Annotated in this window: 26 protein-coding genes; 16 read left to right on the forward strand and 10 right to left on the reverse strand. The window is 62.6% G+C overall.

The window, feature by feature from the left end; all coding sequences use genetic code 11:
- Positions 1-133: 133 nt before the first annotated feature.
- From J4E53_RS00185 to J4E53_RS00200, 4 genes are all read left to right on the forward strand, one after another.
- On the forward strand, positions 134-2,188 hold the full coding sequence (locus J4E53_RS00185; RefSeq protein WP_103308018.1) for a pyridoxamine 5'-phosphate oxidase family protein: 2,055 nt from the start codon (positions 134-136) through the stop codon (positions 2,186-2,188).
- A 130-nt stretch (positions 2,189-2,318) separates the two neighbouring features.
- Positions 2,319-2,948: a glutathione S-transferase family protein gene (locus J4E53_RS00190; protein ID WP_060741835.1), complete on the forward strand. Its 630-nt coding sequence runs from the start codon at positions 2,319-2,321 to the stop codon at positions 2,946-2,948.
- A gap of 99 nt (positions 2,949-3,047) precedes the next feature.
- Positions 3,048-3,968: a LysR family transcriptional regulator gene (locus J4E53_RS00195; protein ID WP_103308019.1), complete on the forward strand. Its 921-nt coding sequence runs from the start codon at positions 3,048-3,050 to the stop codon at positions 3,966-3,968.
- Positions 3,968-4,879 carry a LysR family transcriptional regulator gene (locus tag J4E53_RS00200; RefSeq protein WP_103308020.1) on the forward strand — a complete coding sequence of 304 codons (912 nt, stop codon included), beginning with the start codon at positions 3,968-3,970 and terminating at the stop codon, positions 4,877-4,879. Before J4E53_RS00195 ends, J4E53_RS00200 begins: the two co-directional genes overlap by 1 nt.
- 3 nt (positions 4,880-4,882) lie before the next feature.
- Here the strand turns inward: J4E53_RS00200 and J4E53_RS00205 are convergent, their stop codons facing one another.
- Positions 4,883-5,806, reverse strand: coding sequence for an AraC family transcriptional regulator (locus J4E53_RS00205; protein WP_060741838.1), 924 nt, complete (start codon positions 5,804-5,806; stop codon positions 4,883-4,885).
- Positions 5,807-5,916: 110 nt separating this feature from the next.
- On the opposite strand from J4E53_RS00205, the gene J4E53_RS00210 reads away from it, so the two are divergent.
- Positions 5,917-6,264, forward strand: a complete 348-nt coding sequence (locus J4E53_RS00210; RefSeq protein ID WP_092327663.1) for a carboxymuconolactone decarboxylase family protein — start codon at positions 5,917-5,919, stop codon at positions 6,262-6,264.
- Between the two features lie 202 nt (positions 6,265-6,466).
- On the opposite strand, the gene J4E53_RS00215 is transcribed toward J4E53_RS00210, so the two are convergent.
- Positions 6,467-6,655: a hypothetical protein gene (locus tag J4E53_RS00215; RefSeq protein ID WP_060741840.1), complete on the reverse strand. Its 189-nt coding sequence runs from the start codon at positions 6,653-6,655 to the stop codon at positions 6,467-6,469.
- On the opposite strand from J4E53_RS00215, the gene J4E53_RS00220 reads away from it, so the two are divergent.
- On the forward strand, positions 6,654-6,878 hold the full coding sequence (locus J4E53_RS00220; RefSeq protein ID WP_060741841.1) for a hypothetical protein: 225 nt from the start codon (positions 6,654-6,656) through the stop codon (positions 6,876-6,878). The two genes, J4E53_RS00215 and J4E53_RS00220, sit on opposite strands and share 2 nt — an antisense overlap.
- 88 nt (positions 6,879-6,966) lie before the next feature.
- Positions 6,967-7,917, forward strand: a complete 951-nt coding sequence (gene cynR / locus J4E53_RS00225; protein ID WP_060741842.1) for a transcriptional regulator CynR — start codon at positions 6,967-6,969, stop codon at positions 7,915-7,917.
- Between the two features lie 15 nt (positions 7,918-7,932).
- Here the strand turns inward: cynR and J4E53_RS00230 are convergent, their stop codons facing one another.
- The 3 genes from J4E53_RS00230 to cynS form a co-directional block, all read right to left on the reverse strand.
- Entirely contained in the window at positions 7,933-8,592 is a 660-nt protein-coding gene (locus tag J4E53_RS00230) for a carbonic anhydrase (protein WP_060741843.1), read from the reverse strand.
- Between the two features lie 29 nt (positions 8,593-8,621).
- Entirely contained in the window at positions 8,622-8,870 is a 249-nt protein-coding gene (locus tag J4E53_RS00235) for a DUF2790 domain-containing protein (RefSeq protein ID WP_060741844.1), read from the reverse strand.
- A 90-nt stretch (positions 8,871-8,960) separates the two neighbouring features.
- Positions 8,961-9,428: a cyanase gene (cynS, locus tag J4E53_RS00240; RefSeq protein ID WP_060741845.1), complete on the reverse strand. Its 468-nt coding sequence runs from the start codon at positions 9,426-9,428 to the stop codon at positions 8,961-8,963.
- Between the two features lie 226 nt (positions 9,429-9,654).
- On the opposite strand from cynS, the gene J4E53_RS00245 reads away from it, so the two are divergent.
- The gene (locus J4E53_RS00245; protein WP_177431674.1) at positions 9,655-10,155 is read left to right on the forward strand and encodes a GNAT family N-acetyltransferase; all 501 of its coding nucleotides are present in this window, start codon (positions 9,655-9,657) and stop codon (positions 10,153-10,155) included.
- Between the two features lie 189 nt (positions 10,156-10,344).
- Here J4E53_RS00245 and J4E53_RS00250 read toward each other — a convergent pair whose 3' ends face one another.
- Positions 10,345-11,226 (reverse strand): GyrI-like domain-containing protein, encoded by an 882-nt coding sequence (locus tag J4E53_RS00250; protein ID WP_103308021.1) that lies wholly within the window; start codon positions 11,224-11,226, stop codon positions 10,345-10,347.
- A 63-nt stretch (positions 11,227-11,289) separates the two neighbouring features.
- Entirely contained in the window at positions 11,290-12,231 is a 942-nt protein-coding gene (locus J4E53_RS00255; RefSeq protein ID WP_103308022.1) for a DMT family transporter, read from the reverse strand.
- 74 nt (positions 12,232-12,305) lie between these two features.
- Between J4E53_RS00255 and J4E53_RS00260 the strand changes: the two genes are divergently transcribed.
- Positions 12,306-13,160 carry a LysR family transcriptional regulator gene (locus tag J4E53_RS00260; RefSeq protein ID WP_103308023.1) on the forward strand — a complete coding sequence of 285 codons (855 nt, stop codon included), beginning with the start codon at positions 12,306-12,308 and terminating at the stop codon, positions 13,158-13,160.
- Positions 13,161-13,350: 190 nt separating this feature from the next.
- Here the strand turns inward: J4E53_RS00260 and J4E53_RS00265 are convergent, their stop codons facing one another.
- The gene (locus J4E53_RS00265; RefSeq protein ID WP_103308024.1) at positions 13,351-15,057 is read right to left on the reverse strand and encodes an amidase; all 1,707 of its coding nucleotides are present in this window, start codon (positions 15,055-15,057) and stop codon (positions 13,351-13,353) included.
- Between the two features lie 245 nt (positions 15,058-15,302).
- Between J4E53_RS00265 and J4E53_RS00270 the strand changes: the two genes are divergently transcribed.
- Genes J4E53_RS00270 through J4E53_RS00300 form a run of 7 tightly spaced genes read left to right on the forward strand, consistent with a single transcriptional unit; the run spans position 15,303 to position 21,597 of the window.
- A complete protein-coding gene (locus J4E53_RS00270) occupies positions 15,303-15,980 on the forward strand; it encodes a thermostable hemolysin (RefSeq protein ID WP_103308025.1) in 678 nt (225 codons plus the stop codon).
- Positions 15,970-17,451, forward strand: a complete 1,482-nt coding sequence (locus J4E53_RS00275; RefSeq protein ID WP_103308026.1) for an AMP-binding protein — start codon at positions 15,970-15,972, stop codon at positions 17,449-17,451. Before J4E53_RS00270 ends, J4E53_RS00275 begins: the two co-directional genes overlap by 11 nt.
- The gene (locus tag J4E53_RS00280; protein ID WP_060741852.1) at positions 17,448-18,122 is read left to right on the forward strand and encodes a TenA family transcriptional regulator; all 675 of its coding nucleotides are present in this window, start codon (positions 17,448-17,450) and stop codon (positions 18,120-18,122) included. The genes J4E53_RS00275 and J4E53_RS00280 overlap by 4 nt, the downstream gene beginning before the upstream one ends.
- A complete protein-coding gene (locus tag J4E53_RS00285; protein WP_060741853.1) occupies positions 18,109-18,918 on the forward strand; it encodes an SDR family oxidoreductase in 810 nt (269 codons plus the stop codon). The genes J4E53_RS00280 and J4E53_RS00285 overlap by 14 nt, the downstream gene beginning before the upstream one ends.
- Positions 18,915-19,559, forward strand: coding sequence for a tetratricopeptide repeat protein (locus J4E53_RS00290; protein WP_060741854.1), 645 nt, complete (start codon positions 18,915-18,917; stop codon positions 19,557-19,559). Before J4E53_RS00285 ends, J4E53_RS00290 begins: the two co-directional genes overlap by 4 nt.
- Before the next feature lie 11 nt (positions 19,560-19,570).
- Positions 19,571-20,230, forward strand: a complete 660-nt coding sequence (locus J4E53_RS00295) for a response regulator (RefSeq protein ID WP_060741855.1) — start codon at positions 19,571-19,573, stop codon at positions 20,228-20,230.
- Positions 20,230-21,597, forward strand: a complete 1,368-nt coding sequence (locus J4E53_RS00300) for an ATP-binding protein (protein ID WP_103308027.1) — start codon at positions 20,230-20,232, stop codon at positions 21,595-21,597. The genes J4E53_RS00295 and J4E53_RS00300 overlap by 1 nt, the downstream gene beginning before the upstream one ends.
- A 45-nt stretch (positions 21,598-21,642) precedes the next feature.
- Here the strand turns inward: J4E53_RS00300 and J4E53_RS00305 are convergent, their stop codons facing one another.
- Entirely contained in the window at positions 21,643-22,734 is a 1,092-nt protein-coding gene (locus J4E53_RS00305) for an ArsO family NAD(P)H-dependent flavin-containing monooxygenase (RefSeq protein WP_103308028.1), read from the reverse strand.
- A 95-nt stretch (positions 22,735-22,829) separates the two neighbouring features.
- Positions 22,830-23,018, reverse strand: a complete 189-nt coding sequence (locus J4E53_RS00310; protein ID WP_092141787.1) for a DUF2892 domain-containing protein — start codon at positions 23,016-23,018, stop codon at positions 22,830-22,832.
- Positions 23,019-23,025 lie beyond the last annotated feature (7 nt).

Raw genomic sequence — 23,025 nt, forward strand, 5'->3', positions numbered from 1 at the left:
GCGTATTCCTGCGCAACCGCTTTGGGCAGAAGATAACGCCAGCCACTTGCACACCCGTGCAAACGATGGCGGAGAATCCCCAACCGTAGCGCACTGGCGCAGGCGTTCATGCTGCGAGCGCGAGGAGTAGCTGATGGACGAAGCCTTGCAAGCAAAAACCTCGCCCTGGCACGAAGGAGAGCTGACCTTGCAGCGCTCCGTCGGGGCTGTCGACATGATGGCCAGTGTCGGCCAACGGCAACTGGCGCGTACGTGGATGCCGGACCAGCACCGGGAGTTCTACGCCCAACTGCCTTTCGTGGTGCTGGGGGCGGTGGACCGGCAAGGCGACGTGTGGGCGACCCTGCGCGCGGGGCAACCGGGTTTCATGAATTCGCCCGATCCGCAGACCCTGCACATCAACCTCGCGCCCGAGCCGAACGACCCCGCCCAGGAGGGCATGGGCGAGGGGGATGCCATCGGCATGCTGGGGATCGAGTTGCACACCCGTCGGCGTAATCGCATGAATGGCGTGGTGCGCCGTCAGCTTGCCCCAGGGCTGGAGATTGCAGTGAGCCAGGCCTATGGCAACTGCCCTCGCTACATCAACCTGCGCCAGTATCAATTTGTCGACCCACAGGCGGTCGCGCCGCGGCAGTTGAGCGTGTCAGACCCGCTGGTCCGGCGCCTGGTGACGGCGGCCGATTCGTTTTATATCGCCACCTACGTGGTGCGCGATGGCGAGCGGCAGGTCGATGCTTCTCACCGTGGCGGCAAGCCGGGGTTCGTGCGCATGGATGAAGACGGGTCGCTGACCATTCCGGATTTTTCCGGCAATCTGTTCTTCAACACCCTGGGCAACATCCTGCTCAACCCGCGGGCCGGGCTGGTGTTCGTCGATTTCCAGACCGGCGATCTGCTGCAAATGAGTGGCTCGGCGCAAGTCCTGCTGGACGATCCCGAGATCAATGCCTTCCAAGGCGCCGAGCGGCTGCTGCGCTTCACACCGCAACGCATCGTCTATCGTCCGGCCGCCATCGCGCTGCGCTGGAAGGATCAGGATGAAGGCGATTCGCCCAATTCATTGATGACCGGCAGTTGGGAGCAAGCCGCCGAGCGTTTGCAGGCTGAGGCGCTGCGTAGCCGCTGGCGTGCGTTGCGGGTTGCGCGAGTCGTGGATGAGAGCCACAACATTCGTTCGTTCTACCTGCAGGCGAGCGATGGCTTGGGCTTGCCTCGGTTTGAAGCCGGGCAACATTTGCCGGTGCGGATCCAGCTGGAGGGGCAGAAAGCGCCCTCGATTCGAACCTATAGCGTTTCCAGTGCGCCGTCGGATGATTTCCTGCGCATCAGCGTCAAGCGCGATGGATCGGTGTCGTCCCACCTGCATGAGCAGGTGCGGGCGCTGCACGAGATCGAAGCGCGGGCGCCCCAGGGCCATTTCACCGTCCAGGCCACCGAGCGGCGTCCGTTGGTATTGCTGGCAGCGGGGGTGGGCATCACGCCGCTGTTGTCGATGTTGCGCGAGGTGGTTTACCAGGGGCAACGCATCAGCCGCATGCGTTCGGTCTGGCTGCTGCAAAGCGCCCGCTCGGTGGCCGACCTGGCGTTCCGTGAAGAGATCGACGAACTGGCCGCCCGTGCCGGCGACAAGCTCCAGGTTGTGCGCATGGTCAGCCAACCGCCCACCGAAGCCAAGGTTGGTGAAGATTATGACCTGGCGGGCCGGATCGATGTGGAACTGCTGAAGAAACTGCTGCCGCTCAACGACTACGACTTCTATCTGTGCGGGCCGGGCAGCTTTACCCAGGCGCTGTACGACGGGCTGCGCAAATTGCGCATCCCTGACGATCGCATCCATGCGGAAACCTTCGGTCCCTCCACCCTTGTGCGGGACATCGAAGTCAGCATGCCGGCGCCCCAGCAAGTGCCGGCCGCGACTGAAGCGGTGAAGGTCTTGTTCGCCAGTTCCGGCAAGGAGGCCCGTTGGGAGCCCGGCGGCGGAACGCTGCTGGAGCTGGCCGAAGCGCGCGGCCTGAACCCGGAATTCAGCTGCCGCGGCGGTTCCTGCGGCACCTGCAAAACCCGCTTGAGCCGCGGCCAGGTGCATTACCTGAGCCAGCCGGCCGAACCGGTTGGCGAAGGCGAAGTGCTGATCTGTTGCGCGGTGCCGGCTCAAGGCAGCGAGCCGCTGGTGCTTGAGGTCTAGGGCTTGCGATCATTTCACTGGGTGAAATGCTGGATTGTAAAAGCTGGTTATTCCACTGTCCGGAGCAGGAGCAGAGGATAGCCCCATCGACGCGATCACCGCTTCGAGCCCAAACAACATGGAGTACGTTATGCCTGAGAACGCGATCAAACTTTATCGCCACCCGTTGTCGGGTCACGCCCATCGTGTCGAGCTGATGCTCTCGCTGCTGGGCCTGCCGACCGAGCTGGTATTCGTGGACTTGATGAAAGGCGAGCACAAGACCCCGGAGTTCCTCGCCATCAACAGCTTCGGCCAGGTGCCGGTGATCGATGACAACGGTGTTGTGCTGGCCGACTCGAACGCGATCCTGGTCTACCTCGCGGCCAAATACGGCAAGGGCCAATGGCTGCCCGGCGATCCGCTCGCCCAGGCCCGGGTGCAGCGCTGGCTTTCGGTGGCCGCGGGCCAGATCAACCAGGGGCCGGCCAACGCCCGATTGATCACCGTGTTCGGCGCCGGCTATGACGCCGAAGATGCCATCAAGCGTTCCCACGCCCTGTTGAAGGTGATGGAGACGGAGCTGGGGCAAAGCCGGTTCCTGGCCGGTGAGCAACCGACCATCGCTGACGTGGCCGCGTACACCTACGTGTCCCATGCACCGGAAGGCAACGTCGCGCTGACCGACTATCCGAACGTCCGTGCCTGGCTGGGCAGCATCGAAGCCTTGCCGAATTTCGTCGGCATGCAGCGCACCGCCAAGGGCTTGCAGCAAGCCTGAGTCAAACCGCAGGAGCTTGCCGGGAGGCCTCTTCCGGCAAGCCTTGAGGCCGAAACCGCCACGTATGTTCAATCTCCCTCACGCAAGGCTGGATCACCCATGGATCGCTTTCAGGAAATGCAGATTTTCATGGTGGTTGCCGAGGAGGAAGGGTTCGCCGCTGCCGCCCGGCGCTTGCGCATTTCGCCACCGAGCGTGACGCGGGCCATTGCGGCGATGGAAGAACGGATCGGCACCCAACTATTGTCTCGTACCACCCGCAATGTGCACCTGACCGAAGCGGGGCAACGCTACCTGGAAGATTGCCGGCGAATCCTGAGTGAGCTCGAAGAGGCCGAGGAGGCCGCCGCCGGCAGCTACTCGATCCCGTGCGGGTATCTGACGGTTACCGCGCCGGTGCTGTTTGGCGAGTTGTACATCGCGCCCTTGCTGACGGATTACCTGGATCGGTTTCCCTCGGTGCACCTCAATGCCTTGCTGGTCGACCGTGTGGTGAATATCGCGGACGAGGGCATCGATGTGGCGATCCGCATCGGCCATTTGCAGGAAAACAATCAGCACGCCATCAAGGTCGGTGAGGTACGCCAAGTGATTTGCGGCGCCCCGGCCTATTTCCAGCGCCATGGACGGCCAAGCCATCCTGGCGAGTTGAGCACGGCCAATATCGTGATGTCTTCGGCCAGTCATTTGCTGAGCCACTGGCAGTTCATGGACGAAGCAAACTCGCTGAGCCTGCGGGTTGACCCACGCCTGGTGGTGACCGCGAATCAGGCCGCGATCAATATCGCCCGCCAGGGCTGGGGCGTTACCCGGGTATTGTCCTATCAAGTGGCCCGGCAGGTCGCCGAGGGTGAACTGGAAGTGGTGCTCAAGGCCTTCGAACCACCGGCGTTGCCGATTCACGTGGTGTATCAGAAGAGCAATCGGGTGCCGGCCAAAGTGCGTACGTTCGTGGACTTCCTCGCCGATCGGCTGGGAGACGACGTCACGCTCAAGCCTGTTGTAAAAGGCACCGGCTGATGGCGCGCCACCATGAAATGCTGATATTCCACGCGCTGTCGCAGTGCCCCAGCCTCGCCTCGGCCGCCCAGCGCCTCAACGTCTCCGGCCCGACCGTGATGCGTGCGGTCGCTCGACTGGAAGCGCGACTGGGTGTGCAGCTGCTGTCACGAAGCACGCGCGGGGTGGCGCTGACGGAAGCCGGGGTCGGCTTCATGGCCGATTGTTCACGCATTCTCCAGGCCGTTGACGAGGCTGAAGCATCGGCCAAGGGCTGGCATGTCCAGGCCCAGGGCAATCTGACGATTCTGTTGCCCACCTTGTTCAGCCGTTATGTCATGGCCCCGGTATTGGCCGGCTACATGGATCACTTTCCCGAGATCAGGGTATTGGCCCACTACCATGATCGTTTCCCGAACATGCATGAGGAAGGGCTGGATGTCGCGGTGCTGGTAGGGCATCTACCCAGTTGCTCATTGATCGCACGACCTGTCGGCAGCGTTCGCTCGCTCGTCTGCGCCAGTCCTGGTTATCTGGCGATGTATGGTGAGCCGGTTGTGCCGCAGGATCTGCACGATCACCGCCTGATCGCCACGCAGGCCAACCAGGACTGGGTCCAGTGGTCTTTTCAACAGCAGGGCGAGACCAACGGCTTCAAGGCCCGCACGCGGCTCAGTTGCGCCACGCTACAGGCGGCCATCGACGCAGCAGCTCATGGGGCCGGGTTGACGCGCTGCTTGAGCTATCCGTTGTACGACTATCTGAGCAGCGGACGCTTGCGCAGGGTCTTGCAAGCCTATGAACCACCCTCCATGCCCGTGCAGGTGGTCTACCGTGAAAGGCGCAAGGCGCCGATGCGGGTGCGCAGTTTCGTGGACTACATCGTCGAGCACCTGCGCGAGCACCCGGCCCTGCGAGCGGATATCTCTTGATAGTCAGCGCGCGTTCGGGGCCTGGATCCCACGACGCACCCGCCCTGGCGCCTCGCCGTAGATTTCCTTGAATTTCTTGCTGAACGCAGCCTGGGATTGGTAGCCGACCTGTACGGCAATATCGCTCAGCCCCAGGTGTGAGTGGCTGAGCAGACTGAAGGCCAACTCCATTCGCACTTGCGTCAACAGTACCCACGGCGAGACGCCGGCCAGCTTGACGAATGCGCGCATGAAATTGGCCCGGGACATGCTCGCGAGGTCTGCCAGGCCTTGGATGGTCCACTCGTGCGCAGGGTCCGCCAGCATCGCCTGCCAGGCCCGGCCCAGGCGCTTGTCGCCGAGCAGGGCCAGCGTGCCGCTGTCCTGGCCATGACTCGACAGGTGCGCACGCAGAATCAGGGTGAACAGGGCCTGGGACAAGGCGTCGAGCAAGAAGCGAGCGCCGGGCTGGTTCCCATCCGCTTCCCCGCGAAGGATTTCCACCAATGCCGGCAAAGGTCCGTTGGCCGGTAAGGCGCCGCTGGGAATCACCAGGTAGTCGGGCAGGGCGCTGAACAGCAACGAAGCCCGGTTGAAATGAAAACCACCGCAAAGCATGTCCAGCTCCGCGCTGGCACCGCCAATGCGGTGAATCGGCAGGGCGCCTCCGGTCACGATCCGGGGTGAGGTCGGCGTCACCATTTTCCCAGGGCTGTGCATGAGGTGCGGGGCGCCGCGCGGCAGCAGCAGGATGTCACCGGCGCGCATAGGCAAGCGCTGCCCATCGGCAAACTCGACGCGGCATTCGCCGGCCAGCACGATGTGATAGGGCGCCGTGCCCAGGGCATGCTGGCCGTGATCCAGGGCCCAGTCGCCCTGGAACTGACAGCGCAGGTCCAGGCTGCCGCGAACGTTGGCCAGGCTGATGAGTTTATCGATCGCATTCATTTGAGCGTTTCGCCAAAAAAACTGAGCGGATTGAGCAAAACCGAGTGGCGCCAGGGTGAAAAACTGAGGGCGTCAAAACAGTACACCCAACCCACTCAGGAGTTAATGCCATGTTCAATAACTGGTCCGAATTGTTGCCCACCATTCAGAAAGCGTTTGGCGCGCTGGGCCGCAGCAACCCGAAAATGGTCAAGGCCTATATGGCGCTCGGGGAAGCCGCCAGCGAAAACAACGTGCTCGATGCCAAGACCCGCGAGCTGATCTCGATCGCCATCGCCGTGACCACCCGTTGCGACGGCTGTATCGCCGCCCACACGGATGCGGCGATCAAGGCGGGGGCGAGCCGTGAAGAGGTCGCAGCGGCCCTGGCCACTGCGATTTCGTTGAATGCGGGGGCTGCCTACATCTACTCGCTGCGCTCGCTTGAAGCGTATGACACGCTGAAAAAACCGGTGTGACTCATAGCCGGTCCCAAGCCCGGTTTGGCGTGCACTTAAGAAAAATGATGGACCTGTGGCGAGAGAGCTTGCTCCCGCTCGGCTGCGAAGCAGTCGTAAACCGGTGGGTGCGGTGTATCTGATGCTCCGCATTTGACAGGTTTTGGGGCCGCTTCGCCGCCCAGCGGGAGCAAGCACCCTCGCCACGGGTTTGTCGACAGCCTTAAGTGAACAGCATTGCAACGATACCGGGGCTTTTTTGGCTGCCCGGGGCGATTGTTTCAGATGGCGCAATCAAGTCATCAGATTCCTGGGCATTCTCTAAAAACTGTTCGCCAGTGAAACTGATCCCAGAAGCGATCGACCGTTTCGGGCCGTCGCAGTGCTCTCCATCCTCCAGGAGATTTCCCATGATCGACGTCACCTGCACCGGCAACCCTTGGTCGGACACCTCTGTTGCGATTCACCCAGAATACGAAAGCGGATTCCTGTTGCCCCAGTTGATGGGCGCCCTGGCCAGCGAGTCTGCAGCACCCGTTTCGAACGTCCTGTGCCAGCCGAGTACGAGCGGCGCCATGCTGGCGAAGGCGAGCGCTTTTGTGATGCGGGTGCTGAGGTTGACGCCGACCCGCTAAACGCAACGCTGAGCCCGTGGCGGATGTGGACGCGACATGTCCCCTATACAATGCATCGCAATTACTCAAGCTCCAGGTGGTGGTTCCGATGTTGCTACGTCACTTGCGCTATCTGTTGGCGGTTGCTGACCACGGCGGTTTCACGCGTGCCGCCGAGGTGCTGCACGTGTCGCAGCCGACCCTGTCGCAACAGATCCGGCAACTGGAAGAAACTCTTGGCGTGAGTCTGTTCGACCGCACGTCTCGCACGGTCAGGCCCACGGATGCCGGGGCGGCCTATATCGAATGCGCCCGGCGGGTGCTGGTGGAGCTGGCCGCCGGCAAGCGCGCGCTGCACGACGTCAAGGACCTGTCCCGCGGCAGCTTGAGGCTGGCCATGACCCCGACGTTCATGGCTTACCTGGTCGGGCCGCTGGTGCGTGACTATCGAGCGCGATACCCGAATATCCATCTGCAAATCTTCGAGTTGTCGATGGTTGATATCGAGGAGGGCTTGGCGAATGACACGTTAGACATCGCCATCGCATTCGATCAGGTCAGGAGCGCCGATATCGAATCGATCCCGGCGTTCACCGAAACCCTGGGGCTGATGGTGGGGCGCAATCACCCGTTGTATGACTGCCAGGCCGCGCTGACGGCTGAGCAGGTCGGGCGACTGGAGTTCGCCTTGTTGAGCCCGGACTTTGCCACCCGTACGTGCATCGACGACTACTTCGTCCAGGCTCGGATCACGCCCAAGGTGAGCATTGAGGTCAATTCGGTCAGCACGTTGCTGGAAGTGATCGGGCATTCGGCCGTCGCCACCATTCTTCCGGAGCCCATCGCCACCCAGGAGCGCGCACTGCGCAAGCTGGCGCTGCAGGACGCGGCGCCCCGGCGTGGAGCTTCGCTGTTGCGGCGCAAGAACAACTATCACAGCGCGGCGTCCGTGGCTTTCGTGGAGACACTGTTGCACGGGGTGGATGGCTTTGGGGCCGCTGCGCAGCCCAGCGGGAGCAAGCTCCCTCGCCACCGTGATCGAGGTGGGCAACTGCCCTAGACCAGGCAGCGACCCTCACGCGGCAGTCGCCGTCCGGGCCGGTACGGCACACGCCTGGGGGTTGTCCGCCAAGGACCTGAAGCGGCGATTGTCGGCGTCCAGGGCGTCGATGGAGCCGGTCTCGATGTCATAGACCCAGCCGTGCAGGTTGAGCAAGCCCTTCTCCTGGGCCAGCCGCACACTCGGGTGCGTCTGGATGTTCGCCAATTGGGCGATGACGTTTTCACGCACCATCGAACTGACTTTCGCCGCGTCATCGACGTGAGGCCGTGACTCATTGATGACCCGTGCCGACTCGGCGTGTTGCAGCCAACCGCTGACCGCCGGCAGGTGATTCATGCAGGCGCATTTGGCGACGGCGGTCATGGCACCGCAATCGGAATGACCACAGATCACGATATCCCTCACGCCCAGCACCGCGACGGCATATTCCACCGTCGCGGAAACACCGCCTGGGTGCGGGCTATAGGACGGCACGATGTTGCCGGCATTGCGGATCACGAACAGTTCGCCGGGTTCTTGCTGGGTCAGCAGTTCCGGCACAACACGGCTGTCGGAGCAGGTGATGAACAACGTGCCCGGGTGTTGCGTGGTGGCCAGGTGTTTGAACAGGTCCGTGCGTTGTGGAAAGACCTCTTGCTGGAACTTCAGGAAACCTTCGATCAGCGCTTTCATGCTGCTTGCCTCCAATGAATAGGGTGTTATCAGTTCGTGCAGCCGTTGCCGATCAGGCTGTATTCAAGAATGTGGGTTTCACCTTGGGAATCGCGATAGGTCATTTGCACTGGCGTCGGCCCGCAGACATCGGCGGGCGTGGTGATGTCCAACACCTGGGCGATGTCCAGATGCATGCCGTAGGCATAGGGAACGACGTCCGCAGGTGTGGTGGATGGTTGGGCATGGGCCGACAGCGAGGCGGTCAGCGACAGGGCCAGAAACAGGAATTTTTTCATGAGTCATGCTCCACGCAAGAGTAGTGAGTTCAAATCAGCGATAAGTTGTTTGCAGCGAAGCCCCAGGTTCGCCTGGGGCCAGCGGGACGATCAGAACGGACGCAGGGGCAGGAACTTGCCGTCCAGTGTGATCACCGCACGCGAGCCGCCTTCAGGGTCTTCGACTTTCTTGATGTCGAGCTTGAAGTTGATCGCGCTGATGATGCCGTCGCCGAACTGCTCATGAACCAGGGCCTTGAGGGTGGTGCCGTAGATCTGGATCATTTCGTAGAAGCGATAGATCGTCGGATCGGTCGGCACGCCAGCGAGGCTGCCGCGCAGGGGAATGATCTGCAGGCGGGCGACCAAGTCAGCGGTCAGGTCGAGCTTCTCGCCAATCACCTTGGCCGCGTGTTCCGGCAATGGATGCTGGCCGAGCAGGGCGGCGGTGACGTAGGCAAGGCTCAGGCCGGTGCCATCGGCCAAGTCCTGCCAGGACAGGTGCTTGCGTGCCTTGGCATCCAGCACTTCGGTGGTCAGGGCCAGGCTGATGTCGTTGTAGGCGTGGGACTGTTGCATGGCGTAGCTCCTATCGGTTTGGATCGGGTTGATGTCGCTTGGTTGAAGCCATCATCTGCCGCTTTAGCTATAGCGTCCAAGACCGATATGCAATGCAATGTATTGGTGTTACCTATGGGTTGAGGCTGCGTTGTCGAGGTATAAATCCTGTAATTGTTGACCTGTACTAATCTCTTGGCAGGCACGGTAGGAGTAGTCATTTAACTAGCCAGCAGAGATACCTCGAATGACGAATCATGAAACCGATGTCGGCAGAGCCAATGAGGCCGACCTGGACGGGATCCTGGTGCTTCAGGCCGCGAATCAGATGGCCCGCGGCGGCTCGCTTTCTGCGAGCCTGCCAAGGGCCCGTGTGGCAGCGATGATGCAGGAAATGCCTCTGATTGTTGCGCGTCGAGAGGGTCGTATCACCGGTTTCCTGATGACTACCACGCGGGCGATGAATGCTGACCTGCCGATCGTACAGGCGATGTTCGCCGCTTATCATGGAACGCCGGATGCCTATGTCTATGGCCCGATTTGCGTGGGCGAGGCGGAACGTGGCAAGGGTTTGGCCCAGCGAATGTTCGCGGAGCTCCGGCGGCTCGAGCGGGGGCGTGAAGGTATTCTTTTCATACGCAAGGACAATGAACCCTCGCTCCGTGCGCATTTGAAAATGGGTATGAAAGAAGTTGCTTCCTTTCCATTCAATGGGTTCGATTTCGCCGTTTACTCGTACATCGGTTAGACAGGAAAAAAGCGCTCACTAGACGATAGTGCCAGTCAGTTAAGCCTCATACCCGTGGGAGCAAAGCTTGCTCGCGATTGGGGTGAGCCAGTCGACAACCCATTGACGGGTCTGCCGCTATCGCGAGCAAGCTTTGCTCCCACAGGTTTTGTGCCGTTTGATCTCTGACTGGCATTACCCACTAGACGATCACCTGAGTGGCAGAAAGAGCTCGGTAATGGCTTGGTTCTCCGCAACGTCCGGAAAGAACGTAATACGCTGGCAGTAGAGGGGGAAATCTCCTGGCTCCTCACCGCTGGCCGGCAACCAGTCCCTGTACAGGTACAGCGCGGCGGGCTCGAGGTTGTCGGCGCCCCCTTCGACCCGCAGCACTGCACAACGTCCGGCGGGAATACTGCCAGCCTTGATCGTTTCTCCGTTCGGCACGACAGGTCGGCCCGTCCCCGCGCATAAATCCAGGCGATAGTCTTGCGGCGGCGTCGTGCGCGGGTCGGAGTGAAATACATTGAACGTCGGGCTGATCGAGGGGATCAGGCCGACACTTCGCCGCCAGGCAATGAAGCGCCGGAGAGTCGTCCCGATCGTCGAGGGATCGCCTCGGTGCTCCATGATGGCGACGGGGGTCGCGGGAACCGTACGGATCCGTACGTCACTGGGCTGATAGGGCGTGGGCATGAGGCAGTTCCTCGCAGCGTGCAATGGCGTGAAAAGGTTGTTCCAGCGCTGCCAGTCGGGAGACTTGCGGAAATTCGAAGGCGGTTGTCCCACCCGTTGTCGAAATACGCGGGCAAAGGCGTCAGGCGCTGCGTAACCGGCGTCCATGGCGATCTGCGTAATCGTTTCATGTTCGCGAAACGCCAGTTTGTAGGAGGCGCGTTTCAGGCGCGCGAGTTGGACGTAGCGATTCAAGGGCAAGCTGAACGTCGCGATGAACTGCCGGTGAAAATGGTATTTCGAAAAAGCCGCAACGCCACTCAACGTGTCCAGGTCCAGGCAGTCATCAAGGTGCAGGTCGATGTAATCGAGCACCTTGCGCATGCGGGATTGGTAATGCTTTTTTGTGTCGGTCATGGTCTTTCCCGGTAAAGGCCACCAGCATGAGGCCGGCGAGCACAATGCGCTCGACCGATCTTGCTATCTTGAACTTGCAGCCTGCCGGGCTTCGGTGCCGACGACCAGCCAGATGCCGATCCCGGACACCGCCATCCCCACCACCATCTGCCAGGAAAGCGGTTCGTTGAACATGGCCCAGGCCCAGAGCATCGTAATGGGCGGGCTGAGGTACAGGACACTGGCGACGCGGGTGGCGGTCGCGCGGCGCAGGCACAACCAGTAGAGGCCGTAGCCGCCCATTGTCGACAGGCCCGCGGTCCACAAGACGCTCAGTGCGAAGCCTGTGCTGGGCAGCGGGGCCAGGCTGCCATGGGCGCCCTCGACCAGGGCGAAGGCCAGGCCCGACACGCAACATTGCAGCCAGAGGTTGGGCAGCAGGCCCAGCGATTGTTCGGCGGGTAAGTATTTCTGCCACAGGGTCGCGACGGCGAGCGAGAACATGCCAAGCAGCGGCAGGCCATAGGCCCACAAGGGCGCATTGCCCCACGCCAGTGCGCCCTGGGTCACCAGCGTGACGCCGAGCAGGCCGATGAGCAGCCCCACCCAGACCTGCCAGGCCAGTCGTTGCCGGAGTACGCCTGCGGCCAGCAGTGCCAAGCCCATCGGCAGCAGGTCGGCGACCAGCGCGGCCAGGCCCGCCGGCACACCCAGGGCAATGCCTTGGGTGATGCCGCCCAGGTAGCCCGCCATCGCCAGGAGGCCGATGCCGGCGTTCTTCAACAGCACGCTAGGCGAGGTTCGGCGTAGCGGCCTGGCGACGAAGGGAAACAGGACGAGCGTGACCACGACACACCGCCAGAAGACCACCAGCAGGGCCGGCGCGTAATCGATGGAAAAGCGCGCGCCGACGAAGCCCGAGCTCCACGACACCAGCAATGCCGCTTCGAGCAACGGCAATGGAATCAGCCAGTACCAGGCGGGCCGGGGCAGGGAAGTGCAGGTCAGCGATTTATTCGGGTTCATGACCACAGGCTACGAAACCCGGCTAATCTAATAAATCAAAATGTAATGCATCAGTTGTTCACGAAGATTGAATCATGACGGCCATACTCGATATCGACTTGATACGTACTTTTCATGCGGTGGCGCGGATCGGTAAATTCAGTGCGGCGGCAGACCAACTGCACAAAAGCCCGGCGGCGGTCAGTGTGCATATCCAGCGTTTGGAAGCGGTCGCTGGCGGGCGCTTGCTCAACCGGGACAATCAATCGGTATCCCTCACCGCGTTGGGCCAGCGTTTGCTCGTGGCGACGACGGAGCTGTTGAGCACCCATGACCGGGTGCTGGCCGACCTGCACGGAACCCGTTTGGCGGGGCGTATCACCTTGGGGGTGCCGGATGAGTACGCAGACCATGTGATCCGCGACATCCTCCCGACCTTCGCCGCCGCGTGGCCCAACGTGGTGCTGGAGCTCAAGACCGCGCCAAGCTATGCGCTACGCGACCTGGTGCAGCGCGGCAAGCTTCAGGCGGCGGTTGTCGCCCAGCCGAAGGGGCAGGCGAATGCAGAGGTGCAGGTGCTGGTGTCCACCACGCCGGTCTGGGTCGGGCCGGCCCACACGATAGCGGCTTCGATGGAGCCGCTGCCGCTGGCGGTGCATGCGGCGCAATGCCCTTATCGGCAAGCGATGATGGAGTCCCTCAGGCAAAGCGGGCGCAAGACCCGCATCGTCCTGGAAAGCCCCTCCAACCAGGCCGTCAAGGCCTGCGTGGAGGCCGGGTTGGCGATCAGCCTGATCGACCGTGGACGGGTGACGGCTGCCATGCGGATCCTCGAAGGCCTGCCGGTGATCGCGGAGCATGAGGTGGTGTTCATGCGAGCCCAGGCGTCACGCGGCGATGAAGCCGTGAGCCTGCTGGCCCGTGCCATGCAGCAGTATTTCCGGCTGTAGGCATGGAATCGGGGCCGCTGCGCAGCCCAGCGGGAGCAAGCTCCCTCGCCACGGTTGCATGTTCGGCTGGGCGAGGGTGTGATCATTCAAACGCCACCCTCGCCAAAATAGCCCTCAGGTAATGCACCTGTGCGCTTTTGTGGCGAGGGAGCTTGCTCCCGCCGGGCTGCGCAGCAGCCCCATGATCGGGTCAAGCCGACAATGGCGGTGTCCGAGGCGGGACCCGGCGCTTGGAGCCAATCGACTCGAACGCCGACGCCAGTTGCAACAGCCTCGAATCGTCATAGGCACGCCCGGCGAATGTCAGCCCGACGGGCATGCCGATGTCCGCCATGACGCCCATGGGCACGGTGACAGTGGGTACGCCCAGATGGCGGATGGCGAGGTTGCCGTTGGCGACCCAGACCCCGTTGCTCCAGGCGATATCGGCAGATTCCGGATTGATATCCGCATCCGCCGGCCCGACGTCGGCGACGGTCGGGAAGATCACCGCGTCCAGGCCCAGCCGCTCCATCCAGTCTTCCAGGTCGATCCGGCGTGTCGCTTCAAGCCCCCGCAACCCGTCGGGCAGCGTCGGGATCTGGTCCCAGGGCGTAATGCCGCGCTGGGCCATCTTCACATACTCGTCCATGCCGGCGGCCAGATCGTCCTCCCGGTTGGGCAGGGTGCCCGGGTCGTGGGGGAAGATCTTCGGTCCGTCGACATCGGCCAGGCGATTCAATGTCGGATCACCGTTGGCCCGCAGGAAGTCATCGAATGCCCAGGCCGATAGATCCCACAACTCATGGTGCAGGAACTCCTTGGAAACCAGGCCGCGGGTGAACACCGTCGGTGCGCCGGGACGGTCGCCCTCGCAATTGGACACCAGCGGGAAATCCACCTCGACCACTTCGGCGCCGCAAGCTTCCAGGGCCTGGCGGGCTTGCTCCCAAAGGTCGATCACCGAGGCACGGGTGACGATTCGCTGCCCCGTCGGGCCGCCGATGCCGGGGGCCTCGGCGGTGCCGGCTTCAGGGTCCGCATTGATGTACATCCGTGGCACGCCGAACCGAATGCCGGCCAGCGCCCCCGGGTTGCTGGCAAGGCTCGGATACGAGGCAGGACGAACCGACTCGACGCTCGGAATCGGCACCCAGGGTTGCAACCGCCACAGGTCGCCACGGGTGTCCGGGTCCTCGGCGACCACCACGTCCAGCACTTCGAGCAGGTCGGCCATGGTCCTGGCGAAGGGCACGACGACGTCCATCGTCGGCGTCAACGGCCAATTGCCCCGCACCGAAATCACCCCGCGCGACGGCGTGTAGGCGCACAGGCCGTTGTTCGACGCCGGACCGCGTCCGCTCGACCAGGTTTCCTCGGCAAGGCCAAACGCGGCGAAACTGGCGGCGGTTGCCGTGCCCGCACCGTTCGAGGAGCCGGAGGCAAAGGGCGCGGTGAGGTAGTCGCCGTTGTACGGGCTTTCCGCGCGGCCATACACCCCGCGCTGCATCCCGCCATTGGCCATGGGCGGCATGTTGGTCTTGCCCAGGCAGATGGCCCCGGCGGCGCGCAGTCGTTCGATGGTGAACGCATCGCGATAGGCCACCAGGTCCTTGAACGCCGGGCTTCCGGAGGCGGCGGTGAGCCCTTTGACCAGATAACTGTCCTTGGCCGTATACGGAATGCCGTCGAGTGGGCCGAGGGTCTGGCCACTGGCCCGACGGGCATCGGAAGCCTGCGCTTCCTTCAGCGCATCCGGGTTGCGCACCACCACTGCGTTGAGGGCCGTGGGGGTGTCGGGGCCGTCGTAGGCATCGATCCTGGCGAGGTAGGCCTGGACAAGCGCTACCGCTGTGGTCTGGCCCGATTCCAGCGCGGCGCGCAGTTGGGCAATGGAGACTTCGGTGATGTCGATCATGCAGTTACCGCCGCGGTAGAAGGATGACGGGGAGTGCGGGTCCATTGACGTCGGGCCTGGCACTTCAGGTCATCTAAAGGTGGATATTTATCGGGTTTTGCCTACTGTACTACGGAAAAACAAACAAAGGCAGCCCGTGTTTGATCGGACTATTTCTCAAGCGTACGCAAACTTCCCATCTTCAGACTTCGTTAAGAAACGGCCTCGATACTTCTCCCCAATAGCCCGAGGGAGAATGTTGTGCCATGCCCGATTTTGACTGGAACATCCACTTGCCGCTGGCCTTCGGTGATGCCGGCCCGCCGGTTCGGCACTTGCACCGGGCGTTGCCGGGACAAGCCCGGCGAGCTGAGTTCGAGGCGTTCATCCAGCAGCGTTTTCGCCAGGTCCACGGTGCCGATATTCGTCACTTCATGCCGGAGCTGTTCGGGCTCGACGATGTCCACGGCACGCTCTGCGCAGCGGCTGGCGTGCGCCGGGCCGCCCAGGGGCCGCTGTTCCTCGAACATTATCTGGACAGCCCCATCGAGCCCTTGATCAGTGCCGCCGCCGATCGTGCGGTGGACCGCGCTGGCATCGTTGAGGTTGGCAACCTGGCCGCCAGCGACACGGGCAGCGCCCGGCTGAGCATCATCGCGATCACTTATCTGTTGGCCATGGGCGGCCTGGAATGGGTTGCGTTCACTGGCAATATCGGCCTGGTCAACAGCTTCCATCGCCTGGGTCTCAAGCCCGTGACCCTGTGCCCGGCCGATCCGCAGCGCCTTGGCGAGGAGCGTCACCTCTGGGGGCGTTACTACGAAAGCCAGCCGTGGGTTCATGTCGGAAACATCCGCGCCGGTTTCGTTCACCTGCGTAATACCGGCGTGTTCAATCGCCTGGGACTGCCGACGGACCTCGGAGAAACCAGCCATGTCGCCTGAAATGGAACGCTTCAAGCGCACTCTGCGTGGTCATGCCGAGCGCAGGGGCCATGCCGTGGCACTGTGGGGCGACGGTTCGCAGCTCGACTACGCAACGCTTTATTCCGAAGTGGTGTACCGCCAGCAACGCCTGCGCGATGAACACATCAGCGTTGTTGCCCTGGCCCTGGACAACGGCATCGAAGCGATGCTCTGGGACCTTGCCGCGCTGTTCGAAGGGCTGGCCTGCGTCATCCTGCCCGGTTTTTTCAGCCAGGCACAACGTCGCCACTGCCTGGAGCAGAGCCAGGCCGAGCGGGTGATTGCCGAGCCTGCGTTCGAAGCGGAACTGCAAGCCGCCGGATACCAGCACAGTGGCGAGTTCTGGCGGCGGCATTTCGACGGGCCGAGTCGTCTGCCGACAGGCACCGCCAAGCTGACCTTCACGTCCGGAACCACCGGCACGCCCAAAGGCGTCTGCCTGAGCGCCGACAGCCTGTTGCGGGTGGCCCGTGAACTGGAACAGGCCAGCCAACCGGTCGAGGCCAGGCATCACTTGGCATTGTTGCCCCTGGCGATTCTGCTGGAAAACCTTGGCTGCTACGCGGCGTTGTATGCCGGTGCCATGCTGAGCCTGCCCAGCCAGAGGACGCTTGGCATCCAGGGCGCCAGCGGGGTCGACCCGACGCGCCTGCTGGGATGCCTGGCCGAGCGTCGGGCGCAGAGCCTGATCCTGGTTCCGCAACTGCTGTTGATGTTGGTCACGGCCGCCGAACAGAAGCTGTTCAACCCGCACATCGTTCGATTCGCCGCCGTCGGCGGGGCACGGGTGTCCCACGATTTGTTGCAGCGGGCCCAGCGTGTTGGCCTGCCGGTGTTTGAAGGCTATGGGCTGTCGGAATGCGCTTCGGTGGTGTGCCTCAATCGGCCACAGGCTCATCGTGCCGGCAGTGTCGGCCAGCCACTGCCCCATGTGGAGATCCGCTTGGCCGATGACGGCGAAGTTCTGATCAAGGGCTCGACGCTGCTCGGTTACCTGGGGGAGCCTGCGCACGCCAGCGAATGGTGGCCCAGCGGCGACCTGGGTGAGTTCGACGAGGACGGTTTCCTTTACCTGCGAGGTCGCAAGAAGCACCAATTCGTCACCAGTTTCGGTCGCAACGTGAACCCCGAATGGGTTGAAGCCGAACTCACCCAGGGCGGTGACATTGCCCAGGCCTTTGTCTATGGCGAAGCCATGCCGCACAACCATGCACTGCTCTGGCCTGCCCGCGCCGACTGTACCGATCAAACGCTGGAGCTGGCCGTGGCCAAGGCCAACGACACGTTGCCCGATTACGCGCGGGTCCATTGCTGGACGCGCCTGGACCAACCCTTCAGCGCTGCCAACGGCATGCTCACCGCCAATGGCCGGCCACGCCGGGAAGCCATCGTCGAGCATTACCGCGCGCAGCTCACTTCACCCGTCTTGTCCGAGGAATCCCCATCATGAGTTTTTTTGACACGTTGCAAGAAGCCACCCAGCAAGAGCGCCAGACCCTGTTCAATCTGCCGATCATTCGTGACGCCCTCGACGGCCAGGTCAGCCTGGCCAGTTACCGGGGCTTCCTGATCCAGGCGTATTACCACGTGCGCCATACGGTGCCGTTGATGATGGCGTGCGGGGCGCGCCTGCCAACGCACCTGGAATGGCTGCGCAAGGCCGTGTGCGAATACATCGACGAAGAGTACGGCCATGAGCAATGGGTGCTGGATGACATTGCCGTGTGCGGTGGCGATAAGGAAGCGGTGCGCAACGGCCAGCCTTCGTTACCCATCGAGCTGATGGTCAGTTACCTCTATGACTTGATCGCCCGAGGCAACCCGGTTGGCCTGTTCGGCATGGTCAATGTGCTGGAGGGCACCAGTATCGCCCTGGCGACCCATGCCGCCGACAGCATCCGCCAGCGCCTGGAATTGCCGCCCACGGCGTTCAGTTACCTCAGCTCCCATGGATCGCTCGACATCGAGCATATGCAGACCTATCGCGGGCTGATGAACCGCCTGGACGATCCGGCGGACCAGGCTGCGGTGATCCATGCCTCCAAGGTGGTGTACCGGTTGTACACCGACATGTTCCGGGGCCTGCCGCGTGACGGGGAGCCTGAACATGCGCCTGTGTGATGCACGTGTCGTGCTGACGGGCGCCAGCGGTGGAATCGGCCAAGCCATCGCCGCTGCCCTGTGCGCCAGTGGCGCGCGGGTGCTGGCCGTCGCCAGGCATCGCGAAGCCTTGCAGCCGTTGCTGGAGCGTTATCCGCAGCACTTGAGCTGGGTCGAAGCCGACCTGACCTTCCTCGCCGACCGACGCAAAGTGCTGGTCGCCGCCGAGGCCCAGGGCGGCATCAACCTGCTGATCAATGCCGCGGGCGTGAACCACTTCGCCATGCTCGAACAACTCGACGACAGCGAGATCAACGCCATGCTGGCGCTGAACATCAGCGCGCCGATCTGCCTGACCAAAATACTGTTGCCGCTGCTCAAGCAGGCCGACAGCGCGATGGTGGTGAACGTCGGTTCGACCTACGGATCAATCGGCTACCCGGGCTACGCCAGTTACTGCGCCAGCAAGTTTGCCTTGCGCGGTTTTTCCGAAGCCTTGCGCCGGGAGTTGGCCGACACCCGTATCGGAGTGCTCTACGTGGCGCCCCGGGCCACCCGAACCTCGATGAACAGCCCGGCAGCCGACGCGCTCAACCAGGCCCTCAAGGCCAACGTCGACGACCCGCAAACCGTGGCGGCGGCGGTGATCCACGCGATTATCGGCGACCGGCGCGAGCTGTATCTGGGCTGGCCTGAACGCTTTTTCGTCGGCCTCAACAGCCTGCTTCCCAACTTGGTGGATCGGGGTCTGCGCAAGCAATTGCCACTGGTCCGTCGCCTCAGTCGCAAACCTGAAAACGAGCACCTCAAGCCATGAAAAAAATCCTTGCTTGCCTATTGATCGGCACCCTGAGCCAAAGCGTCTGGGCATTGGAGGCGGCCGACCAGCAACGTCTCAGCGACATCCAGCAGCGCTGGGCCCACATTCAATATGAATTGCCAGAAGGCCAACGCGCCGACGCGTTCGAAAAACTCGCGACCCAGGCCTCGGCATTCAAGCAGGAGCGCCAATCGGTGGCCGAAGCATGGATCTGGTCCGGTATCGTCAACAGCAGTTGGGCCGGTGCCAAGGGTGGGCTCGGTGCGCTGGGCAAGGTCAAGGACGCCAAGGGCGACCTGGAAAAAGCCCTGACCCTGGACCCCAAGGCCCTGCAAGGCTCGGCCTACACCAGCCTCGGCGCACTCTACGACCGGGTGCCGGGCTGGCCCCTGGGTTTCGGCGATTCGGACAAGGCCGAGCAATTGCTCCAGCAGGCGTTGCAACTCAACCCGAACGGCATCGACAGCCTGTACTTTTGGGGCGATCACCTCTACCGTCAGAAACGCTACAGCGAAGCCAAGGCAGCGCTGCAAAAAGCCTTGCAGGCAGCGCCGCGGCCGGGTCGGGAAACGGCCGATGCCGGGCGCCGCAAGGAGATCGACGCGTTACTGGTGGATGTGAACAAGCAACTGAACTGACAGGAGCGCGTGTGCGTTTATTACTGATCGAAGATGACGTGGCCTTGGGGGAGGGCATCCATCAGGCCTTGAGTCGCGAAGGCTATACCGTCGACTGGTTGCAGGACGGCAGCAGCGCCTTGCATTCGCTGCTCAGTGAGACTTTCGACCTGGCGGTGCTTGACCTTGGCTTGCCACGCATGGACGGCCTGCAGGTGTTGCGGCGCTTGCGTGACAGTGGTTCCAACCTGCCGGTGCTGATCCTCACCGCCCGCGATGCCACCGAGGATCGCATCGCCGGGTTGGACGCCGGGGCTGACGACTATCTGGTCAAACCCTTCGACCTGGCGGAACTCAAGGCCCGGCTACGGGCCCTGCTGCGCCGCAGCGCCGGCCGCGCCCAAGCGTTGATCGAACATGCCGGTATCAGCCTGAACCCCGGCACCCAGCAAGTCAGTTACCAGGGCAAGCCGGTGGCCCTGACGCCCAAGGAGTATCAGTTGCTCCATGAACTGCTCTCGCCGCCGGGCCGCGTCATGACGCGCGATCATTTGATGCAGTTGCTCTACGGTTGGAGCGAGGAGGCCGAGAGCAACACGCTGGAAGTGCATATCCATCACCTGCGCAAGAAATTCTCCACCGACCTGATCCGCACCATTCGCGGTGTCGGTTACCTGGTGGAGGAGCGCTGATGAGTTCGATCCGGCGGCGTACCCTCACGTTGATCCTCGGCCTCTTGTTTCTTGGCCTGTTGATCATCACGGTATTCAACCTGCATGACAGCAACCACGAAATCGCCGAGGTCTACGATGCCCAATTGGCGCAGAATGCCCGGCTGCTGCAGGGTGTGATGCGCATGCCGATGGCGAGCAAGGAACACGCCGAACTGTATCAGGCGTTCAATTCGGCGTTGGGGCAGGCGGTGCCTAAAGTCGACGGTCATCCCTATGAAAGCAAGATCGCTTTCCAGGTCTGGAACTCACAAGGTTCGGTGCTGGTTCATACCACCAGCGCACCGTCGTTCACCTCACCCCCGGTTGCGCCCGGTTTCAGCGAGATCGTGGACCAGAAGAACCGTAAGTGGCGGGCGTTCGTCCTGGACGACGCGCAATACGGGTTGAAGATCTGGGTGGGCGAGCGCGACGACGTGCGTGCCGACCTGGTCGACCGCATTGTTCGTCACACCGTCGTGCCCAACCTGATCGGCAGCGTGGTGCTTGCCGCCGTGATCTGGCTGGCCATCGGCTGGGGGCTCAAGCCCCTGGTCGATATGGCGGCAAAGCTGCGCGCCAGGCATCCCGGTTCCCTGGAGCCCTTGCAAATGATGCCGCTTCCTACCGAGCTTGAGCCCATGCAGGCGGCACTCAACCGTGTCTTGGCGCAGATCCAGGAGGTGATGGGCCGTGAGCGGCGTTTCATCGCCGACGCCGCCCATGAAATGCGTACGCCCTTGGCCGTACTGCGGGTGCATGCACAGAATCTGATGGAGGCGGGGAGCGAGCAAAGCCGTCGCGAGTCCCTGGAACACCTGATTGCCGGGGTCGACCGCACCACGCGCCTGGTCAACCAATTGCTCACCATGGCACGGCTTGAACCGCAGGCAGGCGTTCCGACGCCGGCGGTCATCGACCTGGCCGCCACGGTTCGGGCGAGCCTGATACAACTGACCCCCTGGTTGTTGAGCAAGGGGCTCGAGCCGGTGCTGGATGTCAGCGATGACATCGGTCCGGTTCGAATCGACCCGGTGGCCATCGATATCGCCTTGAACAACCTGGTGACCAACGCGGCCAATTTTTCTCCGGCCAACGGCACGATCACCGTACGCCTGGCCAGGAAGGGCGATCACTACGAGCTGTCTGTCGAAGACCAGGGGCCGGGTATCGACGAGGCCGAGTGTGAGCGGCTCTTCGAGCGGTTCTACAGCCGCGGCAATGACCAAGGGGCGGGGTTGGGGCTGACGATCGTACGCACCATCGCGGATCGACTGGGGGGGCACATACGCTTGGAGAATCGCACCGAGGGCGGGCTGTGCGCGACCTTGGAAATAGGGCGCTTCTAAGCGATTTTCCGCTGCCATGACAGGTGGCCGATCCCGTGCGGTGCTTCAAGCAGGCGCATCGGCCATGGATTGCCGGGCGAGAAAGTCGACTATCTCGCCAACCGTGCTGCGTGCCGTGCGTGTAACGCCAATCAGGGTGGCGGACGCCGACCCCGTCCACTCGCCGTAGCCGACCAGCCACAGCCTGGGCTCTTGTATCGAGCGGGTGCCCTCGACCTCCACACGGCCGTCGTTGTTGAGCACCCCCAGCGCATCCAGATGCTGCAGGGCGGGCCTGAATCCGGTGCACCAGATCACCACGTCCACCGCTGATTCGCGGCCGTCGGCCCAGATCACACCGTTGCGAGTAAAGCGCTCGAAAGGCCTGACGGCCTGAAGGACGTTGCGTTCACGGGCCTCGATTACTGGCGGTACCATGACGATGTCACCCAACCCTCCCACGGGTTGATCAATGACGCGACCTTCCTGCTGGGCCTTCCAGCGTTCGGTGGCACGCTCGAACAACACGCGCCCATCCACTGTGTCGGGAAGGAATAGCGGCTCGATGGGCGTGACCCAAGCGGTCTCGGCGACTTTCGATACCTCGGCCAGAATCTGCGCGCCTGAATTGCCACCGCCTACAACCAGGACCTTCTTGCCAGCGAACGGGGATGCCTCGACATAGTCCGCCGAATGCAATTGCTGCCCAGCGAACAAGGCTGCATCAGGGTAACGAGGGATGTAGGGGTTGCTCCAGGTGCCCGTTGCGCTGACCACGACCCGGGCGTCCCAGTGCTTCTCGGGGGTGTGTACCCGCAAACCCGTTGCTGTGCGTTCCACACGCGTGACCTGTACCGGTCGCACCACGGGAAATCGATAGCGCTGTTCGTACTGCGTGAGGTAGTCGATCACGTGGTCTCGCGACGGATAGCCATTCTGTGTGGGGGGCATCATCCAGCCGGGGATCGAACTCCATGTAGCCGGGGAAAAGAGTCGCAGCGAGTTCCAGCCATGCCGCCAGGCACCACCGGGTTCTTCCTGGGCGTCGAGGATTACGAACGAGAGAGGCGTACGCCGCAGGAAATAGGCCACCGCCAAGGCCGCTTGGCCGCCACCGATGATGATTACGTCAAATGTCTCGGGCTGTGAGCAGGGCATGGCGGCGAATCCTTCGGTTGAGTGAGCCCGTTGCAAGGCTCCAAGAGGGGCTTGCAACGTCACTGGCCGCTCCAGGAGAAAGGCCGTTGTGCGCTTCAGCAACGTTTGCAGGTCTTGATGCCCAATAACGAATAGAGCGGACAGAAGCGAAAGATACCCGTGGCCAGTGGCACCAGGCCAATCCAGCCCCAGGCGCCGATCGAGCCCGTCAGGGCCAGAATTATAAGGACAAGCCCCACGGCAATGCGTGCGCCCCGGTCAATGGTTCCAATGTTGGCTTTCATGGCAATC

This window comes from Pseudomonas sp. FW305-28, from assembly GCF_017351395.1.
GTDB classification, from domain to species: Bacteria; Pseudomonadota; Gammaproteobacteria; order Pseudomonadales; family Pseudomonadaceae; genus Aquipseudomonas; species Aquipseudomonas fluorescens_AA.